Here is a 16,113-nt window from a genome sequence, read left to right as displayed (position 1 = left end):
AATCAAAATGTGCTCTCAGAAAGTGCTTTCAAAAAGTACTCAGAAGGGCGAATGACAACGAAGCCGCCTTTCGTTGCTGTGGTGCGAGGAGATACAGGAGGAGAACCAGATGGGCGAACTGTGTGGAATACGGGCCGTCGATGCTTTCAGCAAGGGCCTGCGCATGCCCCCGGTACTGGTCAACGACCAGCAGGCCTGGGGCGGGCTATCGGTCTGCGAGTGGCAGTTGCCCTGGCTGGACGGCTTCAATCTCGACGAGAACGACGATTTTATCGTTGCATACCATAGTGATGGCTCGCGCGAGGTGCGCGCGGCCTGCAATGGCCCGTGGAGCGCCACCACCTCGGTCCCGGGCCTGATCAGCGTGATTCCGCCGGGTCGTAAGGTGGAATACCGAATTGACGGCCAGGTCGGCTTCACTTCGATCCACGTGCCGGGCAAGCTGCTGCGCGGCCTGTCGGAATCGACCTCCTCGGCGGTACCGGATTTCCGCTTCGCGTTCGAGGACGGGTTCGCCAGCTCCTGCATGCAGATCCTGCTGAGCGAAGCGCGCAACGGCAGCTCGTTCAACTTCCCCTACGTGCATGCGGTGACGCGCGCACTGGTGCTGCACCTGATGCGCAGCTTCGCCAAGCCGGCCGCGGCCGAAACCGCCGAAGCGATCCCGCACAGCGACTCCGGCCTGAAGCTCGACGCGATGCTGGACTTCATCGATTCACGCCTGACCGAGCCGCTGTCGCTGAACGATCTTGCCGACCGGGTCGGCGTCAGCCGCGCGCATTTCGCCCGCCGCTTCCGCACCGTCACCGGCATGTCGCCGCATCGCTACGTGACCCAGCGCCGCGTGGAGAGGGCCAAGCAGATGCTGCGCGAAACCTCGCTGTGCCTGGCGCAGATCGCGCTCGACGTCGGCTTCAGCAACCAGTCGCATTTCACCCAGGTGTTTCACGCCTGCACCGGCCAGACGCCGAGCCAGTTCCGGCGCGGCGCCGATCACTGAACGCCATCGGAGAAACCGCCGCAGGCTTGCGCATGCCGGCGTGAGCCCCGAACCGTCCAGGGAGAGCGGACCTGCTGTAGGTCGGCCTTCAGGCCGACAGCGTTTCGTCGCGGCTTCTGTCGGGCTGAAGCCCGACAGACGCGGGCATCCGGTTCATGGAAAGCCCCATGTTCCTTGCGGACCTGCTCACGGACCCTGAACCCCTGCGTAGGCTGGGTTGCAGCGAAGCGGAAACTCAGCACTGCGGCCCGAATCCGGCGCTGGGTTTCCGCTGCGCTGCAACCCAGCCTACGGGTGGGTCGGGCTCCCGGTTCATGGAGGATTGCGGGTCGGGCTTCAGCCCGACAATCCCGGCCTGGTAAACAGCACTGCTTTCGATCAACCCGCTGCCGGTACTCGGAGGGCGCGACGCAGTGGCGCGGCGGACGCTGCCGGCAACAACGAAGCCGCGGTCCGGATCAGTATCGCGGCGAAGCCGATGCTGAGCAGCGTCGCCGCCATGATCAGCGCGGTCGACGTAGTCTCCATGTGCAGCGCGACGATGGTCGGCGCGCCGGCACCGAAGTTCGCGAAATAGAACATGCACGGAAACAGCACGAACAGGCCCAGCAGCGGCACGGTTCCGCTGCTGCGCTTGCGCAGTTCCGCGGCGGCGACACTGAAGCAGATCACCTGCGCGGTCTCGAGCACGCCGATCACCAGCGGGTAGTCGAAAATACGCAACACATGCGGGCCCCAGTATGCATAGGCGCCGCCGTTGATGCCGATCATCTCGAAGCTGCAGGACATCGCCAGCTCGATGCCGGCCCATTTGTATAGTCCACTACGCGTCAGCCTGCCTTCGCCGATGCGCTTGCAGATCGCGATCGCCGGCGCGGCGTACAGCACCGCGTAACCGCTGTGCGTCCACAGCGGTTGCGGAACGTCGAACGCGGTGAAATGCGTCCATAGCCCCGGCGTGTAGAACAGCAGCATGAAGCCGACATCGTAGAGCGGCTCGAACAAGGCGCCGAACATCGCGGCCAGCACGATCAGCACGTAGAACGGCGTGCGCTCACGCAAGCACAGGCGCAGCGCCGCCGCGAGCAGCACGAGCGTCAGACCCCAGCTGCCGTAGGTCATGATGGCCTGCGTGGTCAGGTTCAAGGGATGATCGTAAGGCGCGGTATTCATGGGGTGGCTCCAGACGATCCCTTTAGAACACGATCACCGGCTTGATCGTCTTGCCGGTCTCCGAGGCATGCGCCGCCTCGTTGATCTGCTCGAACGGGTACTGCTTGATCAGGCGGTCGAACGGGAACTTGCCGTCCCGGTACAGCGAGATCATCCGCGGTATGAACGCCTTGGGGTCGCTGTCGCCCTCAACGTAGTACTTCACGCCGACGCCGCGGATCAGCATGCTCATCATGTTGGCCGGCACGCTCGCATCCGCCGGCGGCACGCCGAGCAGTGCCAGCATGCCATTGGGCAATACCGCTTCCACCGCGACCGCCATCACCGCCGGAATGCCGGTAGTGTCGATCGCATGGGTCACGCCACCGCCGCTGAGTTCGCGCAGCGTGGCGAGCACATCCTGGATCTGTTTCGGGTTGATCGTATGCGCGGCGCCGAGTTCGCGCGCCAGAGCGGCACGCTCGACGTTCGGCTCGATCACGATCACCGGGCCGGCGCCGACCGCGAGTGCGCCGAGCATTGCCGACAGGCCGACCGCGCCGCCGCCGAAGATCGCCAGCGAATCGCCAGGCCCCAGCTTCAGCGAGTTGATCGCGGTACCGGCCCCGGTCTGGATACCGCAGCCCAGCGGGCCGAGGATTTCCAGCGGCAGGTCCTTGTCGACCTTGACCGTGTTGTTGATATGCGCGATCGCCAGCGTCGAGAACGAGGACTGGAAGAACACCGCGCCGAAGATCTTGTTACCGCCCTGGCTCAGCGCGCTGCTGCCGTCGAGGCGCGTGCCGATCAGGTTGTGCTGCGGCATGCTGAAGCAGTACGCCGGCTGGTGCTTGGCGCAGTTCGGGCAGGTGCCGCAGGAATTCATCGACAGCACGACGTGATCGCCGGGCTTGACGTGGGTGACCTTGGAACCGACCGCCTCGATCACACCGGAACCTTCGTGGCCGAGCACGATCGGCATCGGGATCGGCATCGCGCCGTCGCGGAACACGATATCGGTATGGCAGATGCCGGAGGCGACCAGGCGAACCAGCACCTCGTCGTCGCGCGGGCTCTCGACCTGGATGTCTTCGATCACAAAGGGGCCGCCGGCCTGACGCACGACGGCCGCGCGGGCCGCGTGTAGCGGATTGCTCAGATTGCTCATGCTGTTCGCCTCTCCTGGCACTGTTCACGCAGGGCAAAAACGCCTCTGTCGCGCGCGGCCTGACGGTGGCCGGCATTTTTAGGATGGTGTCATACGATTATCCGATACGCAATCGGCTCGCAGACGGCATCCGCCGCCGCGCTTCGATGCCACGCCAGGGCGCTCGCCGTCTGATCCCGCCCCTCCGCAGTGCAGCATATATCACCATATTTCGCCGAATTCGCATTTCCGAGGCCATACACGGCGATTTTCTGGTGATGTTTTCTCCAAGTTCGTCCATTTGTCGCCGGAACAGCACCGCCTGCGCCCCCGAGCTTCGTTTTTTGGTATGGTTCACTACTATCAGCTCCACTCGTATCGACATGTAGCACTCAGCCGCCAAGGAACGGAAGGCTGAACGAACGGCTGAACGGAGGGATACAAAACCAGGCAGCGGGCCGAAGGAGACGGCCTCAAGGACGGACGCAGGCCGACACGGGACGTCGGACGGATCGGCAGCGGGAAGCTCGCCGTTTCAAGGTCACGAATGCATAGCAAGCAAGGCGCAATCGATAGCGCCGGTATCGCCGCGGTTCATGGCTAGCGGAGCCATACCCGGACGCTGCAGCAGCACTACCCATAGAACAGAAGAAATAACGCATTGAGGAGTTTGTCGTGTCAAAAAACAGATCGATCCGCTTGAACCCCCGCTTGAACCGCCATCTGCTGGCGATTCGCCGCGCCTCCACGGCCGCGACCGCCGGCGGCGTGCTGTCGGCGCTGATGATGGCGCCTGCGCTGGCGCAAACCGCGCCGACGCCGGAGGCGGCGGCGCAACTCGTCGCCGAGCCCGCCGCCGAACCGGCTGCGGAGGTGCCCGCCGCGCAGGCCGCCGCACCCGAGCCGGCCGCAACGTCCGACGAGATCGAAGAGATCATCGTCACCGCGCAGAAGCGCCAGCAGTCGATCAAGGACGTCGGCATGGCGATCACCGCGCTCAGCGCGGATGCACTTGCCGACCTTGGCGTACGCGACGTCGGCGACCTGTCCAAGGTCGAGCCCAGCTTCACCGTGTCGCGCGCCGCCTACGGCACGCCGGTGTATTCGATCCGCGGCGTCGGCTACAACGAGCAATCGCTCGCGGCCAGCCCGACGGTCAGCGTCTACGTCGACGAAGTGCCCTACGCCTACCCGGAGCTGACGAAGGCCGCGTCGCTGGACATCGAGCGCGTTGAAGTACTGAAAGGCCCGCAGGGCACGCTGTTCGGCCAGAACGCGACCGGCGGCGCAATCAATTACATCGCCGCCAAACCCACCGACACGTTCGAATCCGGCGTTGAGTTCACCTACGCCAGCTTCGACGCAACCAACCTCAACGGCTTCTTCAGCGGCCCGCTGTCCGACACGCTGAAGTACCGCGTCGCCTTCGACATGGCCGACGGTGGCGCCTGGCAGAAGAGCTACACCCACGGCGGCGAGCTCGGCGACAGCGACACCAAGCGCGCCCGGCTGCTGCTCGACTGGCAGGCCTCCGACGCGCTGCGCTTCCGCCTCAACGTTAACGGCTGGACCGATCGCTCCGACGCCGTCGCGCCGCAGGCGATCAACATCAACCTGCAGAACCCGGAGGTCGCCGACGAGGTGCAGCCGATCGTCAACTATCCGCTGGCACCGCGAAATGCCCGTGCGGCCGACTGGAATCCGGACAGCCCGCCGAATCGCGACGAGGCCTTCTTCCAGACCGCACTGCGCGGCGAATACACGATCAACGAGAAAACCACGCTGACCTCGGTCAGCTCGTTCTCGAAGTACAGCCAGGACAACCTGATCGAGAACGACGGCCTGGCGCTGGACAGCAACGCCGAGCGCATGCAGGGCAACGTCAAGTCCTTTGCCCAGGAACTGCGCCTGGGCGGACTGTTTGCGGACGATCGCGCCAACTGGGTGGTCGGCGCCGCGTACTCCAAGGACCGGACCGAGGAAAACAACACCGGCATCCTGCCGGATTCGTCACCGGCGCATCTGCCGGAGAACAACTTCTCCGACATCTATATCCACGCCCAGCCCACCGTTGAAAACAAGGCGGTTTTCGGCAACCTCGAGTACAAGCTGCTCGACACGCTGAGCGTGCACGGCGGCGCGCGCTACACCAAGACCGACAGCCGATACACCGGCTGCCTGGCCGGCGACGAGAACTTCACCGCGCTATTCCGGCCGTTCAATCCCGATCTGCAAGCTGGCGACTGCATCACCGTCAACAACTTCGTGCCCGGCGAGCAGCATCTGTCCTTGAACGAGGACAACGTGTCCTGGAGAGTCGGCGCCGACTGGAAGGCGATCGAGAACACGCTGCTGTACGCGACCATCAGCAAGGGCTACAAGTCCGGGTCGTTCCCGACCCTGCCGGCCACTGGCGTCGCGCAGTTGCAGCCCGCGACCCAGGAGTCGGTGCTGTCGTACGAGGCCGGCATCAAGACCGACCTGTTCGAGCGCAGCGTGTCGATCACCGGCGCAGTGTTCTACTACGACTATCACGACAAGCAGCTGCGCGGCCGCATCGACGATCCCTCCGGCCTGTTCGGCGTGATCGACGCGCTGGTCAACGTGCCCAAGTCCAACGAGAAAGGCGCCGAAGCCACCGTGATCTGGAAGCCGCTGCACGGGCTGACCCTGAACGCCGGCGTCACCTACCTCGACTCCGAAGTCACCGGCGACTTCCTGACCTACGACCCTTACGGCAGCGGCGAGCCTAGCAACTTCAAGGGCTACTCGTTCCCGACGATACCGAAGTGGTCGGCCAGCACCGGCGGCCGCTACGAGTGGGAGCTGTCCGGCGGCCAGATCGCCTCGCTCGGTGCGGACTACCATTACCAGACGAAGTCGGAAGGTGCCTTCGTCGCCGGCGACGAAGGCAAGCAGTTGCTGAAAATGGATGCTTACGGCGTACTCGACCTGCGTCTCGGTCTGGCCGCAGCGGACAACACCTGGTCGGTCGCCGCATTCGGCAAGAATGTTACGGACGAGTACTACTGGACGCAGGCCACCAAGGTCTACGACACCACGGTGCGCTACACCGGCATGCCGCAAGTCTTCGGCATCACTTTCGGGTATCGCTTCTACGGTGTCTAGCTTGTAGGTTGGGGTGAGCATCGCGAACCCCAACATTCGTCCGCGCTGATGTTGGGGTTCGCTGCGCTCACCCCAACCTACCAGGCCGACAGGCCGCCCTCCTATAGGATCGCGCCTGTCGCCCAGGAGATTCCATTGAAATTCAGCATAAGACAAAAAATCAGTGCCGCGCTGTTACTGGCCGCTGCCGCTAACCCGGCATCGGCATTTACCGGCACCGAACTCGATGCCTATTGCAATGCCAAGGGCGCACAGGAAAAAGGCCTGTGCACCGGCCTGATCAACGGCACCATCAACAGCTACCTGCTGGCGTCGCGCATGACGGGCTTCAGGCTGATGTCGTCGATCGCCCGCAACGCCGGAAAATCGGCCGAAGAAGCCGAGCAAATCGCGAACTCCACGCTGCAGAGCCCTGAAATGTTCATCATGTTCAACGGTTACTGCCCGCAGGACGGCCTGAGCCAGGCCCAGATCAACCAGGTGGTCATCAAGTACCTGCACGACAATCCGCTGGAACTGACCAAACCCGCCGAGCTGGTGATCATGAACGCGATGTTCACCGCATACCCGATGCAGGGCTGCACCTGGAAACCGAAGGCCGAGCCACCGAAGTAGGCAGGCTGTGCCCGAGCGCGGGCCACCCGTCTTCCACGACTCGCTGGTAATCTGCAGCGGGCCACTTCAGCGGGAGCCTCCATGCACTTCGTCGATTGCACGCATGCGCATCATGCCGACGCGATACTCGACATCTTCAACGACGCGATTCTGAACTCGACCGCGCTCTACGACTATCAGGCGCGCGCACCCGCCAGCATGCTTGCCTGGTTCAATGCCAAACAGGCCGGCAGCTTCCCGGTAGTGGGCATGGAGAACGGCGCCGGCGAGTTGATGGGCTTCGCCAGCTACGGCACGTTCCGCGCCTGGCCCGCCTACAAGTATTCGGTCGAGCACTCGGTCTATGTACACAGGGACCAGCGCGGCAAGGGCTTGGGTATCGCGCTGATGCGGCGGCTGATCGAGCTTGCCGTCCAGCGCCAGGTGCACGTGATGATCGGTGGCATCGACATCAGCAATGCGGCCAGCGTCGCGCTGCATCAGAAACTCGGCTTCGTGCACGCCGGCACTATCACCCAGGCCGGTTTCAAGTTCGGCCGCTGGCTCGATCTGGGCTTCTACCAGCTGACTTTGCCGACACCCCTGCAACCGGTCGACGGCTGAAGCGCAGCCTGATCGTCGTCAAGGGATTGCCGACCTGCCAATCCGCCAGCAGAGCCGCTGCCCTTGCTGCGCATTTGCGAGCGCGGCACCCTAACGAATCGCTAAGGCAGTGCTTGCTAACCTGTGTTCTCCAGCACGGACGCCGGTCTTTCGGATGAGCATTCGAGCGCTGGGCACTGAGCGGCTGCATGCAACACCCAAAAGAGGCCAGCGACATTGAGCACCGATACCAAAGAAGCATTGATCAAGGTCCCTGAGATCACGCTGATCTTCTGGATCATCAAAATTGCGGCCACTACCTTGGGCGAGACCGCCGGAGACGCCGTTTCCATGTCGATGAATCTGGGCTATCTGGTCGGCAGCTTCATTTTCGCGGCGCTTTTTGCTGCTGCCGTTACCTGTCAAATCTGCGCCAGGCGGTTTCATCCTCTGCTGTACTGGGCCACGATCGTCGCGACAACGACGGTCGGTACAACCCTGGCCGATTTTGCCACGCGGAGTCTGCGAATCGGCTATAGCGGCGGATCGACTCTGTTGCTGGCCCTGCTGCTGGGCTCGCTGTTGGTTTGGCATCGCTCGATGGGATCGGTTTCGATTTCCACGATCAGATCCCGGAAAGCCCAGATGTTCTACTGGACGACCATCATGTTTTCGCAGACGCTGGGCACCGCGCTCGGAGACTGGACCTCGGATACGGCGAAGTTCGGCTATCTGGGCGCGGCGATCATTTTCGGTGGCCTGCTGGCGGCGATCGCCGCGGCTTACTGCTGGAGCCGGATCTCGCGCACGGCGCTGTTCTGGGCGGCCTTCATTCTGACGCGGCCGCTGGGCGCCGTCGTCGGCGATTTCCTGGACAAGCCGATCGATCATGGCGGGCTCGAGTTGAGCCGCTACTCGGCCTCGGCAGCGCTGTTCGCGTTCATGCTCGGCTGCATTCTTTTGTTTGGGCAAAAAGCGGCAAAACAACAGCATTGAAGTCGGCCGGGCTACGCTACCCGATCTGAACACAACGACTGAGGAATCGATGCACCCGTTCAGCCACAGCCTGGCGATGCCGGTTCTGCTTATCTGTGGAGTCGCTTGCGCCGGCCCTCCATTTGCGACCGATGATCCCGAACCGGCGCCGGAAGGACATTACGAAATCTATCTGTTCTCCACCGGCACTCATACGGCCGAGGGCTGGGACGCCGCCTTGCCGGGCTTCGAACTCAACTATGGCGTCGGCCCCGATCTGCAGCTCGCCGCCGCAGTCGAACAGGCGTACCAGGCGCCGCATGACGAGACCAGGAACTGGCACTACGGCGGTGCTGAAGCCGGTTTGAAATATCGCTTCGTGCACGAGGACGAAGCCGGCTGGCGTCCGCAGATTGCGTTCTATCCTTCGGTCGAGTTCGCCAATGGCGCCGAAGTCGCCTCGACGTTTCTTCCGCTGTGGCTGCAGAAGAGCATCGGCGACTGGGAAGTGTTCGGCGGTGGCGGTGTACGTCTCAATCCCGGCAGCGGTCACCGCGACACCTGGTTCAGCGGTATCGGTGCATTGCGGCCGGTGACCGGGAGTCTGGAACTGGGCGCCGAAGTGTTTCGCGAAACCCCGGATGGCAAAGGCGGGTCTGCGGCCAGCGGCTGCAACCTGGCCGCAGTGTATGCGTTCAACGAGCGCTGGCATGTGGTCGCCTCGGCCGGACGCGGCATCACGCGTGCGCCGGAGACCAATGAATTCTCGTACTACCTCGGCCTGGAACTGACGCCGCCCTGATCGGGCCGGCGCGTAGTAGGTCGGCAATCCCTTGCCGACGTGCGGCAGCGATTGCGCATCGGGCGTGCACGTCGGCAAAGGATTGCCGACCTACTACTGATCGGGCCGGCGCTAGTTCAGAACGCTGTATCCGCGGCCGCGCAGGCAGTTCTTCACGACCTGGTCCTTGCTCTGTTCGCCGCCCACCGCGCCCTTACCCGCCTGGGCGCCGGCATTGACCTGGCCGGCGTAGGCCTGGCATTCGTTCAGATCCTGCTTGTAGCGCGCCTGGTCGATGTTCTGGGTGTCGACGATCGGCCCGCGGCTGCCGCAGGCCGCAGCCAGCAGCAGAACCGGCGCCACGGCCCACACGTAGCCCGGCAGGCCGGACACCGTCATGCCTGCCCGCAGCTGCTTCCCTGACCACATGAGCGTTCTCCATGAAGAATGAGCCGATGGTAACGCTTTGGAGTGGGGCCGCGATGAACACTCGGCGGAACGGACGAGGCGGCCGGAGGCCGGCACCGCCAATGTTCCCGCTTCCGCCATCGGGGATGATCATGACCACCGAATCCGCCCAGCTCGCCGACCTGATGCGCCGCGTGCGCGCTCTCGAAATCGTTCGCGAGATCGAGCAGCTCAAGTACCGCTACCTGCGCGCCTGCGACGCCAAGGACGCGGCGGCATTCCGGGACTGTTTCGTCCGTGAGGGCGCCGACCTGGATTACGGAGTGCTGGGCCAGTTCAGCGACCGCGAGCCGCTGGTGCAGATCTTCGAGGCGGTGGCGCGCTCGCGCGGCGGCGACGGCAGCTGGCTGGTGCACGACATTCATCATGGCCATCATCCCAGCGTCGAGGTCATCGATGAGAACACCGCAACCGCGCGCTGGACGCTGGGCTTCGTGACCCTGCATGTGACGCCGGGCCTGTTGACGCAGGCGTCGATGGAATACGAAGACCGCTACGTAACCGAAGATGGCCGCTGGAAGATCCAGAGGTCATATGCGAAACCGCTGACCAGCGTGACGACGGCAGTGCCGGCGGGTGTGATGCTCGGCCCTGGAATCAAGGCCTGATGCGTGGGGTTCGCTGCGCTCACCCCAACCTACCACCGCAACTCGTAGGTTGGGGTGAGCGCAGCGAACCCCAACATCCATCACGCGCAGGCCTGCACCGCTGCACCGAGCAAGCCCGCCTGCGGATGCGTGATCACCTGCGTCGGGATCGCGCGCAGGATCGCAGCGTGCCGGCCCTTGTCCTCGAAGCGTCGGCGGAAGCCGCCGGCCGCAATCCACGGCAGCAGCTTCTGCGTCACACCGCCGGGCAGGAATACGCCGTCCCAGGCGCCGAAGGCCAGCGCGACGTCGCCGGCGAACGCACCGAGCAACTCGGCGAACACTTGCAGGGTCTTGGCACCGGCGCCGCCCGGATCGGCGGCCGCGTTGTCGCCGATCTGCGCCGGCGTCAGCGTCTGCGCGGTCAGGCCTTCGACCGCGCGCACCGCGTCATGCAGGTTCACCATGCCGATGCCGGACACCAGGCGCTCCGCCGACACGCGGCCGAAACGCGGCAGTAGAACGCGCAGCAGCTCGATCTCGTAAGGCGTGCCCGGCGCAAAGCCGACATGCCCGCCCTCGGACTGGATCACGACGCTGCGCCCGCCTTCGACGATCACGCCGCCGACTCCGAGCCCGGTACCCGGACCGACCACTGCATAACAGCGCCGCCCGCCGGCCGCGGCCCGCGGCGCGACGTCGCCGATCGCCTGCAGATCGCCCGGGACCAGCACCGGCAGCACGCAGGCCATCGCGGTGAAGTCGTTGATGATCTCGAGCTGCAGGCCGAGATCGGCGCCGAGCCGTGCAATCGAAAACGACCAGGGATTGTTGGTGATCTTGATCGCGTCGCCGGTGACGGCGGATGCGACCGCGAATACCGCGCGTTGCGGGCGGGTACCGGATTTCTGCTGCTGCAGATACGCCTCGGCCGCGTCTTTCAGGCTCGCGTAATCGGCTGTCGCGAGCTGCTCGATGCCGGCGAGTTCGGGGCGCGCGGTCGTGCCTGGGCGGGCGAGCGCAAAGCGCGCATTGGTGCCGCCGATGTCGGCGACGAGGATGGCTTGGGTTTGATTTTCCATGGTGGCGGGAAGCTAGTTCCGGGCGCTCATACATGTCAATGCGACCGATGGGCCTCAGTCGCGGGTATGACCCGCTCCTACAGGGTTCTTCCTCACCTGTAGGAGCGGGTCATACCCGCGATTTTTACTGCGCCAGCACCCGCACCGCCCTCGCCGCTGCCGACGCCCGATTCTCCACGCCGAGCTTCTCGAAGATCTGCTCCAGGTGCTTGTTCACGGTGCGCGGGCTGATGCCGAGGATCTCGCTGATGTCGCGGTTGGACTTGCCGCGGCTGATCCATAACAGCACATCCGCCTCACGCGCCGTCAGGTGCAGTGCCTGTTGCAGCAGCTGCATCTGCTCCTGCTGCAACAGCTCCGGGTCGCCGACTTCGCGCAGGCGGTACAGGAACTCGTCCGCGCCGGTGGAGCTCACGTACGAGAACTCCAGCCGGCGCGTGCCGATCTGCACCACCGGCTGCGTCGTGCCGGCGTTGTCGCCGCGCAGCAATGTCAGGCGCTCGGCGATATCGGCGGGGAAGCGCAGCCCGTCGGTCGAGGTCGGCAGCAGCTCCACCAGCAGGCGCTCGGCACGCGGCGTGCACCACAGCAGCTTGCCGCCGCGGTCGGTCGACAGCAGGAAGCGGCCGGTCGCGTCCAGCGCGGTGCGCGAGGCCTGTGCCAGCCGCGCGTTGGCCAGGTGCACGCGAATCCGTGCCAGCAGCTCGCTGATGACGATCGGCTTGGCCACGTAGTCGACACCGCCGGCCTGCAGGCCGCGCACCACGTGCTCGGTCTCGGTCAGCCCGGTCATGAAAATCACCGGCACATGCGACAGCAGCTTCTCCTGCTTCAGGCGCCGGCAGGTTTCGAAGCCGTCCAGGCCCGGCATCAGCGCGTCCATCAGAATCAGGTCGGGAGTGATTTCGTCGACCAGCGCCAGGCAGCTCTCGCCGCCGGTCGCGACCAGCACGGTGATGCCCTCGCTCTCGAGCGTATCGGTCAAAAAGCTCAGGCTCTCGGGCGTGTCGTCGACCACCAGCACGATGTCGCGTCGGCCTGCGGCAGGCTCATTCATGCGGCTGTTCTTCCTGAAGATGCTCGTCCTGCTCGGTGGGACGCGGGCCGTCGAGCAGCGCCAGATAGGTTTTCAGATCGAAGCTCGCGACCAGCTCGGCCAGGCGCGCAACGAAGGCCTGGTGCGCAGGATCTTCGGCCTCGATCTCGCGCAGCTTGGCCTGGATACCGCGCACGTGGCCGATGCGGCCGAGCTGCTGCAGCGCGTCGAGATGGCGCAGGCAGGCCAGCGGCACGACGAAGCCCGAGCTCGCGCGCGGCGCGGCCGGCACCGCGGCCGGCACAGTTTCGGGCGCGTACTGCCATTGCAGATCGAGCAGCACGCCGACGCGCTCCAGAAAAAACTCGACGTCGATCGGCTTGGTCAGAAAGAAATCGTGCGCGACACCGGCGTCGCCGCCCGGCAGCAGGTCGTGCGCGTTCGCCGAGATCATCATGATGCGCAGCGCCGGCAGCTGCAGCGCGCGCAATCGCTGTGCGACCTGCCAGCCGCTCAAGCCAGGCATCGCCACGTCGAGCGTGATCAGCTCCGGCCGGACTTCGGCCGCGAGCTGCAAGGCGCTCTCGCCTTCCTCCGCCACGAACAGATCGAAGCCCAGCGGCTGCAGCAGCTGGCGCATCAGATCGACATGCGAGGGATCGTCGTCGACCAGCAGCACGCGGCGGCGCGGGCCCTCGTAGCCGACGATGCGGCGGCGCACCAGCGCGGTGGACGTGTCGCCGGCGCTGGCCTCGGACAGCAGCATGCGCACGATGAAGCTGCTGCCCTCGCCCGGCGTGCTGCGCACCGAAATCTCGCCGCCCATGATCTGCACCAGAACTTTCGTGATGGTCAGGCCCAGACCCGCACCCGGCGCCGCGCGCGCGCCGGGCATGCTGCCGCGCTCGAAGGGCTTGAAGATTTCTTCCATGTCCTGCGGCCGGATGCCGATGCCGGTATCGGCGATCTCGAACTCGGCGACGTGTGTGCGATAGCGCACCATCAGTGCCGCGTGTCCACTGTCGGTGAACTTGATCGCGTTCGACAGCAGGTTGATCAGGATCTGGCGCAGCCGCTTCTGGTCGGTGTACACGAAAGCCGGCAGGTACGAGGGCCGCTCGTGCTTGAACGCGATGCCCTTGGCGGCAGCCTGGACGCGGAACATGTCGACGATCTGGTCGAGGAAATCGTTCAGCCGCACGCGGTCGCGGCTGAGTTTGAGCATGCCGCTCTCGATCTTGGAAATATCGAGCAGGCCATCGACCAGGTTCGACAGATGCTCGGCGCTGCGGCGGATCACGCGCACCGCGTTCTGCGGCGGATTGTGCGGCTCGCGCTCCAGCAGCTGCGCGTAGCCGAAGATCGAGTTCAGCGGCGAGCGGATCTCGTGGCTGATACCCACTACATATCGGCTCTTGGCCTCGTTGGCGGCTTCAGCGACTTCTTTTGCTTTCTGCAGCGCCGCGTCGGTGCGCTCGTGCGCCTCGATTTCGTCCATCAGCATCGCGGTCTGGCGCGTGGATTCGATGATCGCCGCGTTGCGGGATTCATGCGCCAGCACCATCAGCCAGGCCGCCACGCCGAGCAGGATCAGCAGGCTCAGGAACACGATCCAAAGGGTCGCGCCGATCACGCCGCGCGAGGCCGGCATCATCGAGCCGTACTGCAGGTAGATGAAGGACAGCAGCACCGAGATCGCCAGCGTGAATAAAAACAGGATGCCGAGAAACTGGCCGATCGCCTGCGCGCGCACCGAGCTGGCCAGCGAGCGCGGGATCAGACGGTTGAGCACCGCCGCGATCTGCTGGCCGAAGCGGCTGTCTTCCTTGCACACGTCGTGGCAGCGCGCTTCCAAGGTGCAGCACAGCGAGCAGATCGGGCCGTTGTAGGCCGGGCACAGCGCCATGTCGGCGCGCTCGAACACGTTCTCGCAGATCGTGCAGCGGATCTCCTTCTGACCGGCCGGCAGGCCCACCGGCTGGCGCGCGAGGTAGTACTTGCCGCGTGTCGCGAATGCGATCACCGGCGCCAGCGCAAAGGCCACACCGAAACCAATGAACGGCGCCAGCGCCTGCGGCAGCGGGCCGAAGACACCGAAGAACGCCGCCGTCGACACCACGATCGACGCCAGCATGCTGCCGACACCGACCGGATTGATGTCGTACAGATGCGCGCGCTTGAACTCGATGAACGAAGGCGACAGCTTCAAGGGCTTATTGATCACCAGGTCCGCGGTCAGCGCACCGATCCAGCCGACCGCGAAGTTCGCGTACAGCACCAGGATGCTCTCGATCACGCTGAAGATGCCGATCTCCATCAGCAGCAGCGCCAGCACCACGTTGAACACCAGCCAGACCACGCGGCCCGGATGCGCATGCGTCAGCCGCGAGAAGAAGTTCGACCAGGCGATCGAGCCGGCGTAGGCGTTGGTGACGTTGATCTTGATCTGGCAGGTGACGATGAAGATGCCGGTCAATGCCAGCGCGACACTGGGCGAGCCGAGCATGTCGCGGAACACCGCGAAGAACATCTGCGTCGGCTGCGTGGCCTCGCTGGCGCTGACGCCGCTGCGTGTCACGTAGTACGCGAGCAGGCCGCCGGCGGCGAGCTTCAGACCGCCCATGAAGACCCAGCCCGGCCCGGTCGTGATCAGCGCCGTCCACCAGCCCCAGCGGCTGCTGCGCTCGCGGTCGGGCAGGAAGCGCAGGTAATCGGCCTGCTCGCCGATCTGCGGCAGCAATGAAAGCAGCGTAGAAGCCGCAACCGCGAACAGCAGAATGTCGATCGAGCCGTCCTTGCTGCCGTGCACGCCGGAGAAATGGCGGAAGCTCTCGATCGCATCGGGCTTGGCCACCGCCAGATAAATCAGCGGCGCGATCTGCAGCACCAGCCACACCGGCTGCGTCCAGATCTGCATGCGGCTGATCAGGCTGATGCCGTAGATCGCGATCGGGATCACGATCAGCGCACTGATCAGATGCGCGATCCACAGCGGCAGGCCGGTGACCATGTGCAGCGCCTGCGACATGATGCTGGCCTCGATCGAGAACAGCAGGAAGGTGAACGAGGCGTAGATCAGCGAGGTGATCGTCGAGCCCATGTAGCCGAAGCCGGCGCCGCGCGTCAGCAGGTCGATGTCCAGGCCGTAGCGCGCCGAGTACGTCGCGATCGGCAGGCCGATCACGAACATCAGCGCGCACACCAGCAGGATCGCCAGCAACGCGTTGGAAAAGCCGAATTGCAGCGTCAGGCTGCCGCCGATCGCCTCGCAGGCCAAAAACGAGATCGCCCCCAGCGCGGTGTTGGCGATGCGGAACGAGGATCGCTTGCGCGCGCTGGCCGCGGTATAGCGCAGCGCGTAGTCCTCGAGCGTCTGGCTCGCCGCCCATTTGTTGTACTGCCGGCGCTCGCGAACGATGCGCTGGTGGCGGTGCAGCGGCGCGTCGGGAGTCAATGGTTTCATCGACCGCGCACACCGTAGGGCGGGTTGTAACCCGCCGCTTTTTTTAGCAAGCCGAAGCAAAAGCGGCGGGTCATGACCCGCCCTACGGAGGTTGTC

Annotated in this window: 13 protein-coding genes; 7 read left to right on the top strand and 6 right to left on the bottom strand. The window is 64.7% G+C overall.

The features are described 5' to 3' along the window. Window positions 1-109: 109 nt before the first annotated feature. Entirely contained in the window at window positions 110-1,000 is an 891-nt protein-coding gene (locus tag JWQ90_RS13985; protein WP_299695201.1) for an AraC family transcriptional regulator, read from the top strand. A gap of 378 nt (window positions 1,001-1,378) precedes the next feature. Here JWQ90_RS13985 and JWQ90_RS13980 read toward each other — a convergent pair whose 3' ends face one another. Both JWQ90_RS13980 and JWQ90_RS13975 read right to left on the bottom strand, forming a co-directional pair. Next, on the bottom strand, window positions 1,379-2,173 hold the full coding sequence (locus tag JWQ90_RS13980; RefSeq protein ID WP_299695199.1) for a hypothetical protein: 795 nt from the start codon (window positions 2,171-2,173) through the stop codon (window positions 1,379-1,381). 22 nt (window positions 2,174-2,195) lie between these two features. Beyond that, on the bottom strand, window positions 2,196-3,320 hold the full coding sequence (locus JWQ90_RS13975) for an NAD(P)-dependent alcohol dehydrogenase (RefSeq protein WP_299695197.1): 1,125 nt from the start codon (window positions 3,318-3,320) through the stop codon (window positions 2,196-2,198). A 654-nt stretch (window positions 3,321-3,974) separates the two neighbouring features. Here JWQ90_RS13975 and JWQ90_RS13970 point away from each other — a divergent pair. The 5 genes from JWQ90_RS13970 (at window position 3,975) to JWQ90_RS13950 (ending at window position 9,402) form a co-directional block, all read left to right on the top strand. Beyond that, entirely contained in the window at window positions 3,975-6,428 is a 2,454-nt protein-coding gene (locus JWQ90_RS13970; RefSeq protein WP_299695194.1) for a TonB-dependent receptor, read from the top strand. 135 nt (window positions 6,429-6,563) lie between these two features. Further along, window positions 6,564-7,043 carry a Rap1a/Tai family immunity protein gene (locus JWQ90_RS13965; RefSeq protein ID WP_299695191.1) on the top strand — a complete coding sequence of 160 codons (480 nt, stop codon included), beginning with the start codon at window positions 6,564-6,566 and terminating at the stop codon, window positions 7,041-7,043. 81 nt (window positions 7,044-7,124) lie between these two features. Further along, window positions 7,125-7,646 (top strand): GNAT family N-acetyltransferase, encoded by a 522-nt coding sequence (locus tag JWQ90_RS13960; protein WP_299695188.1) that lies wholly within the window; start codon window positions 7,125-7,127, stop codon window positions 7,644-7,646. 216 nt (window positions 7,647-7,862) lie between these two features. Next, a complete protein-coding gene (locus JWQ90_RS13955; protein WP_299695186.1) occupies window positions 7,863-8,621 on the top strand; it encodes a hypothetical protein in 759 nt (252 codons plus the stop codon). Window positions 8,622-8,670: 49 nt separating this feature from the next. Continuing rightward, window positions 8,671-9,402: a hypothetical protein gene (locus JWQ90_RS13950; protein ID WP_299695184.1), complete on the top strand. Its 732-nt coding sequence runs from the start codon at window positions 8,671-8,673 to the stop codon at window positions 9,400-9,402. A gap of 111 nt (window positions 9,403-9,513) precedes the next feature. Here the strand turns inward: JWQ90_RS13950 and JWQ90_RS13945 are convergent, their stop codons facing one another. Continuing rightward, on the bottom strand, window positions 9,514-9,810 hold the full coding sequence (locus JWQ90_RS13945) for a hypothetical protein (RefSeq protein WP_299695182.1): 297 nt from the start codon (window positions 9,808-9,810) through the stop codon (window positions 9,514-9,516). A 131-nt stretch (window positions 9,811-9,941) separates the two neighbouring features. On the opposite strand from JWQ90_RS13945, the gene JWQ90_RS13940 reads away from it, so the two are divergent. Beyond that, window positions 9,942-10,457, top strand: a complete 516-nt coding sequence (locus tag JWQ90_RS13940) for a nuclear transport factor 2 family protein (protein ID WP_299695180.1) — start codon at window positions 9,942-9,944, stop codon at window positions 10,455-10,457. 80 nt (window positions 10,458-10,537) lie between these two features. Here JWQ90_RS13940 and glk read toward each other — a convergent pair whose 3' ends face one another. The 3 genes from glk to JWQ90_RS13925 all read right to left on the bottom strand — a co-directional run bounded on the left by glk (window position 10,538) and on the right by JWQ90_RS13925 (window position 15,990). Then, window positions 10,538-11,518: a glucokinase gene (glk, locus tag JWQ90_RS13935; protein WP_299695178.1), complete on the bottom strand. Its 981-nt coding sequence runs from the start codon at window positions 11,516-11,518 to the stop codon at window positions 10,538-10,540. Between the two features lie 124 nt (window positions 11,519-11,642). Beyond that, window positions 11,643-12,575, bottom strand: a complete 933-nt coding sequence (locus tag JWQ90_RS13930; RefSeq protein WP_299695176.1) for a DNA-binding response regulator — start codon at window positions 12,573-12,575, stop codon at window positions 11,643-11,645. Next, window positions 12,568-15,990 (bottom strand): ATP-binding protein, encoded by a 3,423-nt coding sequence (locus JWQ90_RS13925; RefSeq protein ID WP_366919510.1) that lies wholly within the window; start codon window positions 15,988-15,990, stop codon window positions 12,568-12,570. The genes JWQ90_RS13930 and JWQ90_RS13925 overlap by 8 nt, the downstream gene beginning before the upstream one ends. Window positions 15,991-16,113: the final 123 nt, after the last annotated feature.

Source organism: Hydrocarboniphaga sp., from assembly GCF_028291725.1.
GTDB lineage: Bacteria > Pseudomonadota > Gammaproteobacteria > Nevskiales > Nevskiaceae > Hydrocarboniphaga.
The sequence above is the reverse complement of the archived record's forward strand: the minus strand, read 5'-3'. Positions and strand labels throughout refer to the sequence as shown.